The following is a 1,972-nucleotide window of genomic DNA, read 5'->3' on the forward strand; positions in this document are numbered from 1 at the left end:
TGGCTCTTGCCCGGCCCTCGGTCTCGGTGACACTCACGTCGGTCATCAACTTCCGCTTCCTGCTCGGGAGTTACACCGATCACCGTACAGACCCGTCATGGGAAGGCGGTCGGCTCTCGCACCCTGCCGTGCCTCTCACTCGGCGCCGTCCGGCCCGGGAATTCGGGGCCCGGGCCCGGTGTGTCCCCGGCACACCGGACCCGCCCGACGGCGGGGCGGACGCCGGTTTCGGCCCCGGTCGGTACCTTCCGCGATCACCACCGGCTGGGACAGATCCGTGACCCGGTGGAAACCATCTTCAGAAGACCCGCGGCTCAACCATTCTGAGCCGATCAGTCGGTTGCGATGTGTCAGGCTGATGCTCTTGGCCTTCGCGCGAACTTGTGTAGCTGCTTCATTCCGGTGCCCCGCCGTCTGTTCCGCGCAAGGCGGCGAGCCCCTCGTGTGGTTCACCCACCCAGGGGTGCCGGGTGTGGTTCACAAGGCTCTGCCGCTTGTGGCTTCCACTGATTGGCCGTCCGGCACCCCGCAGCGGCTCGGTTGCCCATCAGGACTCAGTGGGTGCGCCCACCTTCACCGACAGCTCGGTCGAGCCCTTGAGTGGCAGGGAGACGGACCGGAAGCCGTTCGCCGGGTCTCGGATGTAGTCGAGGTAGTCGGGCTCGGCGTTGTCGTTCATCACCATCGCGCCTGTCCGTAGTTGCGGTTCGATCAGCTCAATGACCTGGCGAGCCAGCGTGGGGCCTGAGCTGACCGGCCAGCCGTCGATGAGTGCGAAGTCGACCGGGCTGCCCAGGTCGCGGAGTGTCTCGCGCGCGTCTCCGACGCGCAGGTCGACGAAGTCGGCCAGGCCGGCGTCGGTCAGGTTACGCAAGGCGGTGGCGGCCTTCTCCGGGACGATCTCAGAGCCGATCACCGTCCCGCCGCCGTTGTCGCGGACCGCGGCGGCGAAGTAGAGCGTGGATACGCCGAGGGACGTGGCGAACTCCACGGTCCTCGTCGCGCCGATCGCCCGGCAGAGCAGGTAGATGAGGTCTCCCTGAGCGGGGTGGATCGAGAAGCCGATGTCGGCGTAGGCGTGTGGGTCGCGGGCGACGGGACCGCTGCCGGGGCCTCCGCCCGGCGGTCGGCGACGCTGGCCGTGGAGACGGTCGAGTACCGCTTGGACCTGAGGATCCTGCAACGGGCTGATGGCTGGCTCGGTGGGCATTCTCACTCCTCCGTAAGAGACTTCGACACGATCAGTAGTATCACGATATATCGCTGACCTTGGTCCAGGTAGCGGAGGTCGCGTCCTGGGTGCGCCCGAAGGATGCCGCAGGCCAGCCGCGGCCCGGCGGCCAGACTGGAGCGGCCGGGCCCGCCCCGGGCGCTACGATGACGGCCGCCCGGATGCCGCACCGTGGACGGGCCCGTTGCACAGGGAGAGGACCCCGCAGTGACCCAGCAGCGTTCCGTCCGTGCTGCGGTGTCGATCACGGCGGCGGCCAGCGAGCTGCATGGCATCCGCCGCCTGTGGGACACCCTGGAAGACATCCGCCCTCCTTCAGCCGCCCACCGTTCACCAGGGCGGCCCGCCCCCGGCATTCTGACCGTCTGGCGTGTGCCGGAGGCTCGGCGTGCGATCTGGTGTCAGGGGCGGCGGAAACCGCGACCGGGGTCGCGGGCCTGATCGGAGTCGAAGGCGGCGAACCAGTCGTGCGGGGCGAGGTTGACCATGCCCAGTGACTGATGGACGTCGCTTCCGGGGTCCTCGACGCCGTCGAGAAAGTGGTCGAACAGCATCAGTACGTCGTGGTCCTGTTTTCCGACCAGCGAGATCACCGGATGGGCTCTGAGCTGCGCTGACGCGTCGCGTATGTGTCCGTGATGTGGATCTAGTAGGACTCCGTTAGGTTGCTCTGGCTCTTGGGTTCTGGCTGGTGGCGGAGGTTCTGGGCAGGGGGCGGTGGCAGGTGGTGCAGGTGCCGGT

At 68.1% G+C, this 1,972-nt stretch carries 2 protein-coding genes; both read right to left on the reverse strand.

Features of this window, described 5'->3' with window-relative positions; genetic code table 11:
• Positions 1-547: 547 nt before the first annotated feature.
• Positions 548-1,210 (reverse strand): O-methyltransferase, encoded by a 663-nt coding sequence (locus ACFV9M_RS41995; RefSeq protein ID WP_385079903.1) that lies wholly within the window; start codon positions 1,208-1,210, stop codon positions 548-550.
• Between the two features lie 422 nt (positions 1,211-1,632).
• Positions 1,633-1,824, reverse strand: a complete 192-nt coding sequence (locus ACFV9M_RS42000; RefSeq protein ID WP_385079905.1) for a hypothetical protein — start codon at positions 1,822-1,824, stop codon at positions 1,633-1,635.
• Positions 1,825-1,972 lie beyond the last annotated feature (148 nt).

The sequence above is a fragment of the Streptomyces sp. NPDC059895 genome, from assembly GCF_042731035.1.
Taxonomy (GTDB): Bacteria; Actinomycetota; Actinomycetes; order Streptomycetales; family Streptomycetaceae; genus Streptomyces.

Excerpts from the sequence above, each read along its gene's own strand:
- ACFV9M_RS41995 (WP_385079903.1), bottom strand. The coding sequence starts at position 1,210 with ATGCCCACCGAGCCAGCCATCAGCCCGTTGCAGGATCCTCAGGTCCAA.